The sequence below is a fragment of the uncultured Chitinophaga sp. genome, assembly GCF_902168175.1.
GTDB lineage: Bacteria > Bacteroidota > Bacteroidia > Chitinophagales > Chitinophagaceae > Chitinophaga.
In genome coordinates, this window is sequence record NZ_CABHOU010000084.1 from 1 (window position 1) to 6,816 (window position 6,816).

Genomic DNA, 6,816 nt, shown 5'->3' on the forward strand with positions numbered 1-6,816 from the left:
GCCTGCAGGAAGAGGCCGGCAAGGAGCTTGCTTTTATGGAATACGTAGAAAGTTTGTTATCCCCCAATAGCGATACCCAGCTGAAGAGTGCGACGCAACGGTTGCCCGGTAGTGATTTAATGCTGATTTCCCCCCTTATTTTAATTTTTGGCATCCTTATTGAATTGTAGAGGTTATGAACCAATACTTATACGCTTAAACTACCGCTATGAATCGTCTTCTCCTTTTGCCCCTGCTACTTTTAGCGATGTTGTTCTCTTCCTGTAAAAAAGAGGAAGTGGTAATTACAAATCGCACTATTCTTCAAACTATCCGGCCTGTAGACTGGAAGTATGATAATGCAACACTTACTTATTATGCTGTAATTGATCATCCGGCCATCGACCAGTATACGGTGGATAACAATGGTATTATCGTGGCTATTTCCAGCGATGATGCTATTTGGGAGGCAATTCCGGATGTATACAATGGGTATGCGTATACCTACACTTATCAAACGGGAAGTTTGGTGCTAGAAGTGCAGGGCGCGACGGGTTCAACCGTAAATCCGCCGGCCAGTAACATCCTGGTTAAGATCGTAATTGTGGAATCGAGATAAACAGATTATACACCTACCGTAATACTCCGGGGAGCCTGCAAAAGGTTTCCCGGATTTTTTTTGTTATCTGATACACGTTTTTAGTTGCTGGTAATTTTTAGTTAGATGCAAAATATTTTCATCCTCTATGCTATTGAAATAGCTGTTGTTTTTTAATAACGTTAATATATAAACGAAGTGAAAATATTTTTTGAATATTGAGAATTATACTATCATTGCAGTACCAAAATAATCGAATAAAAGTTTGTAACCAGATAGTGATGTTGCCCTGAAAATCTATCTCAATACAAATCAAATATATCAGTTTTATTCTCCAGATAGTTTTACCGACAATTTTCCAATACGCTTTGTATTCCGGATACGCAAGGCTAATGCTTTAATGACGAAAGTTTTTCCCGCCAGGGAAATCAGGATTGGGTTTACCCATGAGGGACAGACGCTGTATGCCCTGTGCGGAGTACTACGCACGCAAGATGAGCTTTGTATTAAACAATTAAAACCTCAAACAAATGACAACTTTAGTATTGAATTCACACGAATTAAAAGAGATGGATATGGGGGAGATGATAGAATGTGGTGGTGGTTTTTCGTTTGCACAACTGATTTACAACTGGGTGGGGACTCAGCTGATCAACCACTATGATGAAATTTATGAAAGCGCGGAGGCAACGAAAAGAATGTTCGCCAGTCATCCAGAGATTTTTGAAAAATAGGTATCAACTTGTGAGGAAGATGAAAGTCTTCCTCACATAATTCATTGCGCATGAGTAAATGGAATGACAAGGCTGTTCAGTTTGTGTTAATCTGGAGTAGTATTTCAGTGGCAATAAACTTTGCTTTTGTAGCAGCTATATGGTTTGTCGAAAATGTACTCCATGTGGTAATAAATAAGCGTGGTGCAGACGATCATGGAATTTGGGTGGAGTTTATATTGTTCTGTGTGATCGCGCCGCCAGTGGAAACTTATTTTTTTCAAAAGCTTTTTTATGACTACTTCACGGGTAATGGGAAGAGTAAAGTTTGGTTGATTATATTGTCTAGTATTATTTTTGGGCTTTTTCACTTTTATAGCATTTCATATGTGATAGTGGCCGCCCTAAACGGAGTACTATTCATCTACACCTACATCATCTGGCAGGGGCACAAAATCAGCAAATACCTTATCGTTACCATGATTCATGCTTTTCATAACCTATTCTTTCTTTTGCTGGAAATCATCTCATCGTAAGGATACTTTTATATTCATCCGTTTCTACATATCCTGTTTTTAACCATGTCCTTACGGTGGGATGGTGACCGGCTGTTTCATCCATTTTGCTATACAATCAGTTCTTTAAACAAGTTAGACCGTTTATAATTCCGGTACGTAAACGCCGGTTTGTATCACAAAATGTGGATGCAATAAAAAGTCCCGGCTTGAAACCGGGACTTTTGTTTATATGCTTAGTGTTTTTTCTTCTTTTTCTTAGTTTCCGGTACCGGTTGGGCTTTCGGTCGGGCAACTGAAACGGGTACTCTGCCTGCCGGGTTTTCAAATGTGTTGAGCCAGGCCGTAATCTTCTGAAGTATCTGGTTATGTGCCAGGTAGAACACCATTAGCGGGAGTATTTTCATCAGGCCGCGTTTGGTCGTATGCTCAAGGTCCATCAGCGGCAGCAGGAAGCCTAATACTGGCAGGCCGATGTATACGACCAGTACGGCATACAGCCAATTCCGTGCAGCTACTGTAAACCGGGCTTTAAAGAACACGAGTTCTGCCACAAAGAAGATGGTAAACACGTAAATGATGTATCCCCAGAGCGCTCTTCCGTACTCACTGAACATCAGTTCGGAGTTCATGTCCTTAAACCGTTGCCATAAAGGCTGAAGGTTAAAGATGTCCGAGCGTATAAGGCCGCTTACATCGTATTGCGCAGGTAAGTAATATTTGATGTAGAAGGTCTGAGGAATATAGTATAACAGGAATGAAGATACCATGAAGATTACCACGGTAATTGCCATCTGCTTAATACTTTCCTTCCATTGCCACTGTGTAAACAGGATGGCAGGTACAAGCATGGCTGCCAGCACGAGTGTTTCCGAACGGATGTACACGGCAAATGCCATCAGCAGGGTGGCCAGGTAGAACTTCTGTTTGTCCTTATCCCTGAAATACGCGAACAGGAAGTAACAGGAAAGGAACAGGAATACCATATTAGCGTAATCGAACAAAGCCATAAAGGTATATCCATACATTTCAGGTGCTGCCATGAAAAACAGCAGCAGCGCACCGGCCAGTATAGGATGTACGATCTCTTTAAGCGCATTGTACATAAATATAATAAACGACGTCACAATCACGCTTAACCACCATTGTCCGAAAGGAAAGCCAGCCAGTTTATAGATCAGCTGCAGGCAGGTAAGGAACGGGGGTTTGAACTGGTTGTTGGTCGATTCGAGGCTGAGACCGAATACAGAGTTGATGAACGAATGCTCCCTTACCGCAAATTCAGCGATCGTTTCCGGACCAGACAGCAGGTCGCGGGGGGTAGGAGGAAGGGTGTAGCAACGCCAGATGCTGATCAATACCAGGAAAGTCAGGATAAGCACAAATGGCCATTCGTACATCTTAATGCTGAAGTCTGATTTAGAAAGGGTTGGTTTAGCCTTGCTAAGCAGCACTTTTATGTTTAACAACAGCATAACACCCACCAATGTGCCAAAAACGGTGGCAGATGTTAAGGGGATATAAGCCAGTTGTAAAAGGAAAGGGAGAATGGAAGCTACTGCTACTCCTAACAGGATGGACAGCATGCCGTGCATTACGGGCTTCAGTTTTACTTTTAAAAGGCTGAGTACACCATAACCCGTCAGAAAATGTACGGCAACCAACAAAGCGGCGACTAAAATACGTAGGATCATAAGGTGGCAGGATAATTTTTATATTCAGCAACTGCTTTGTCGATGTCTTCTTTGGAGTTGAGCGGCACAATAGCCAACTCCAGCTGTGGCGTAATGCGTACGAGATATTTGGCCTTGTATACATCCTTGCTGTTCGTCCATACAGCTTTCATTCTGCCGCTGGTATAATAATAGAATACAATCGGCTCTGGCACAGTCATATCAATCCCTTTTTGGCGGTAGTAGTTGTTAGGCTCCAGCAATACCGTTACATCTTTGTCTTTTGCCAGGGTTTGAACCAGCATGTTGGCCAGGATGTAGTGTTTGCCGTAACGGGCCTCACGCATCCGCTCATCCGTCATTTCCGAGAGTTTCACCGCTTTAAATTCCTGGTAATAGCTGAATGGTTTGGTTTGGAACCAGAAAGTATTTCCAGGCATCTTGTAGATCAGGACGGCCAGAAGTACCGCCGCGGCCAGTAATAACCGCTGCCGTCCCTTGTTGGGTGTTGTTGCTGTCATGTGCTGTTGTTGTTATACAGTTGGCGCAAGATATTAAGTTTATTTTGGATTATAAATGAAAAAAGGTGCAAACAGGCATTGGCCGGTTTGCACCTTTTCTAAATAAGATAATTGTACTAGCGGATAGAAATGATCCTGGTAGCAGAAGTATCTTCTTTTTCTTTCTTGTCTTTTTTCTTTTTCGTAGTGTCGGTAGGAGTGGTGTCCTGACGGGCAGACAAATCATAAGAAGTGTAAGTGTCTACTGATTTGCTGTTTGCTGCATAAGTTGCGGTTGCGCTGCTCTGAGCAAAAATAAAACCGCCGGTTACTGCTACGATTGCGAAAGCTTTGAAGTAATTTCTCATGGTAATCAATTTAAGACTGGTTAAAAATATACGTTCGACTAACACACTGAAAGAACTGTGCTAGAAATTGGGATTTTTTTCAATTATTAAAGAAGAGCCTGAATAAAATATTGTATTTTAACGACTTATAGAAGTGTTAAAATAATGTTAGAGAGAAAAAATTCCTAGTTTAAGTAACTGGTAAAGCCGTATTTAAGGTTCAGTAACGGTTTTAAATCCACTGATTTCACGTTTTGCAGGTGCTTCTTTGAACAGAATGGTGTAGATAATACACTCAGCATTTTGTGACTGAGAAGTTGACACGAGGGTAATATTGGGGTTGGCCTCAAAAAAGGTATTGATCTTTGTGGTTAATTCGTCCGCGGTGGTGGCGGAGATAGAAAAACTTTTGTACGACATATCTTTCGGGTATAAGGTAACAGTGATGCTACGAGCCTATTTAATACCAGTTAATCAGGCGTTATGCCTTTGAGCGGAAAACGGGGCTCGAACCCGCCACCTACGGCTTGGGAAGCCGTCGCTCTACCAAATGAGCTACTTCCGCTGGTGTTCTGTTTATTTGTTCACCAGGATTTTAGAAGCCAGCCAGCTATCCTTCACGGGTATCAGCCATTTTTCTTCCATCTCCTTTTTGGTGAGTATAGTGTTGTTAAGATACAAGGTATTTTCGTCGATAAAGCCTTTTTCTACCGCATAGTTAAGCTGCGCCAATGGAAGCAGTTGTACCTTGTCTTTCACAAAGAACCCCAGCAACAGGCGGTCGAACAGGTTTACCTGGTATTGTTTTTCTATGCTTTTGATGATCCTTACTGAACTGTCGGTGCTGCAGCCACTAACGCCCGTACTGGATTCGTCGGCCATCAGCACTATTACCTGGTTAAAAAGAAGCTTCCCCCAGCCTTTTACAGGGTCGCCATGAGACAGCCATTGTTCTGCAAACTGGTGTAGTTGTTCATTGATCTCCAATGCCTCACGTTCGCCAAAAGGGCGGTTGCTCTGGTATATCCAAACTCTCGACGAAGGGGAGAAGTCCTGTGGTAATATTTCCTGCACGTTCATCCTGCAAATTTAGGGGAAAAGAGGCAGATTTGGAAGGTCCATAGTAGTGGAACCATAGCACACCAATGGCGAGGGCCGGCGTCCTTCAATGTGGACTATGTTGGAAATTTTCCGGATAAACTACGCCTTTTACACAGGCTCGTGTTGGGTTGGGGTAAAAACGTGTTATGGGGTTTCGGATTTCGTGATTATGCGCCCTTTCTCTCTATTCGCTTTTTCCCACCTCGCAAATCGCTCTCAAATATATCAACAAGTTCCTTTATGTCAACTTCAAATAATGAAGCCAGGATTCTCATCTCACCATAAGTAAATAATGATACCTTTCCGATTTTGCGTTTCAATGTACTGTAGTTAATGCCTGAATCTTCGCTCACTTTCGTCTTGGTGATCAGCAAAAAAATGTCTTCGATAGAACTAATCTTACCTGCCTTGATCATTGGTAGAATAGCTCCGTAGCGTTTATCTTTCATTTAACTTTTGAACTATAACACAAAGTTGACACTCTTTAATTGTTTTTCCCATATAATGTAGTATATTATACGCTATTTGGCTGATAATGACAATGGAATGTAACTAATCTTAAATACTTTGTACTAAATCTTAAATATTTAGTTTTTTTTACGATATTTACAGTAATTCAAATCATATAATTGTATCATTAGTTACACCTCTTTCGAAAAATGGGTAATTGCCCAAAACTTCCCCGATTGATCACTTTTAGGCAACTAGTTTCTGTATTTATAGTACCCTCTCATTAATCAATTGCACGGCTTTTCTATTGTAACCGGTTCTATTTTATTATGTTTTTTTCACTGGATAATTATTCGATCCGGGATGTGGACACTTTGCCTATCCTGAATCATAGTATGTAAAGTTATTGCCGGTAGTCTTGTTCTAAAAAAACAACCTATTTACGGCTTGATAAAGATTTGACTCATAGACGAAAGTCCTGGTGTCTACCTGGACTGTAATTGAACGCTAGATACAAGTATGAAAATGTAAAGTCTGTTTAGGACAATCTTAAGTCAAGGCTTTATGCCCGCTTAAGCTAACAATTGGATAAAAATATAATAACGCCAGGTGTCTACCTGGTAAATTTCACGATTTAGTTACACCTAAGCTGCATATATCCGTCTTAAGCTTAATTGGCTATAGTTTCCATTGACGGAAATGGAGAGGCCCGGTATTTTATACCGGGCCAATTTATTATAGTGAGTTATTATGATGTTTATTCCATACTCGCCGCCACCAGCTCTGCAATGTCGAGTACCTTCACTTCCTCTTCCTTTCCTTCTTCTTTTACGCCATCAGTAAGCATCGTCATGCAGAAAGGGCAGTTGGAGGCGATCACGCCAGCCCCGGTGGCAACTGCTTCTTTACCGCGTTCGAAGTTGATGCGGGTGCTGCCTTT

General features: G+C 41.6%; 9 protein-coding genes, 1 tRNA gene and 1 pseudogene. 3 read left to right on the forward strand and 8 right to left on the reverse strand.

The window, feature by feature from the left end:
* Window positions 1-208 precede the first annotated feature (208 nt).
* The 3 genes from QZT80_RS18890 (at window position 209) to QZT80_RS18900 (ending at window position 1,826) form a co-directional block, all read left to right on the forward strand.
* Window positions 209-598 (forward strand): hypothetical protein, encoded by a 390-nt coding sequence (locus QZT80_RS18890; RefSeq protein ID WP_295125654.1) that lies wholly within the window; start codon window positions 209-211, stop codon window positions 596-598.
* A gap of 509 nt (window positions 599-1,107) precedes the next feature.
* The gene (locus QZT80_RS18895; RefSeq protein ID WP_295125657.1) at window positions 1,108-1,311 is read left to right on the forward strand and encodes a hypothetical protein; all 204 of its coding nucleotides are present in this window, start codon (window positions 1,108-1,110) and stop codon (window positions 1,309-1,311) included.
* Between the two features lie 50 nt (window positions 1,312-1,361).
* Entirely contained in the window at window positions 1,362-1,826 is a 465-nt protein-coding gene (locus QZT80_RS18900; RefSeq protein ID WP_295125660.1) for a CPBP family intramembrane glutamic endopeptidase, read from the forward strand.
* A gap of 215 nt (window positions 1,827-2,041) precedes the next feature.
* Here the strand turns inward: QZT80_RS18900 and QZT80_RS18905 are convergent, their stop codons facing one another.
* From QZT80_RS18905 to QZT80_RS18940, 8 genes and pseudogenes are all read right to left on the reverse strand, one after another.
* Window positions 2,042-3,499 (reverse strand): hypothetical protein, encoded by a 1,458-nt coding sequence (locus tag QZT80_RS18905; RefSeq protein ID WP_295125663.1) that lies wholly within the window; start codon window positions 3,497-3,499, stop codon window positions 2,042-2,044.
* Window positions 3,496-3,999 carry a hypothetical protein gene (locus QZT80_RS18910; protein WP_295125665.1) on the reverse strand — a complete coding sequence of 168 codons (504 nt, stop codon included), beginning with the start codon at window positions 3,997-3,999 and terminating at the stop codon, window positions 3,496-3,498. The genes QZT80_RS18905 and QZT80_RS18910 overlap by 4 nt, the downstream gene beginning before the upstream one ends.
* 116 nt (window positions 4,000-4,115) lie before the next feature.
* Window positions 4,116-4,346 carry a hypothetical protein gene (locus QZT80_RS18915; RefSeq protein WP_295125669.1) on the reverse strand — a complete coding sequence of 77 codons (231 nt, stop codon included), beginning with the start codon at window positions 4,344-4,346 and terminating at the stop codon, window positions 4,116-4,118.
* A 192-nt stretch (window positions 4,347-4,538) separates the two neighbouring features.
* Window positions 4,539-4,745 carry a hypothetical protein gene (locus QZT80_RS18920; RefSeq protein ID WP_295125672.1) on the reverse strand — a complete coding sequence of 69 codons (207 nt, stop codon included), beginning with the start codon at window positions 4,743-4,745 and terminating at the stop codon, window positions 4,539-4,541.
* A gap of 72 nt (window positions 4,746-4,817) precedes the next feature.
* Window positions 4,818-4,890 (reverse strand) — tRNA-Gly (locus tag QZT80_RS18925).
* A gap of 11 nt (window positions 4,891-4,901) precedes the next feature.
* Complete coding sequence (locus tag QZT80_RS18930; protein WP_295125674.1) at window positions 4,902-5,405, reverse strand: hypothetical protein; 504 nt, start codon at window positions 5,403-5,405, stop codon at window positions 4,902-4,904.
* Window positions 5,406-5,593: 188 nt separating this feature from the next.
* Window positions 5,594-5,875, reverse strand: a complete 282-nt coding sequence (locus QZT80_RS18935) for a hypothetical protein (RefSeq protein WP_295125676.1) — start codon at window positions 5,873-5,875, stop codon at window positions 5,594-5,596.
* Window positions 5,876-6,633: 758 nt separating this feature from the next.
* Window positions 6,634-6,816, reverse strand: a pseudogene (locus QZT80_RS18940) ((Fe-S)-binding protein); the annotation flags it as partial.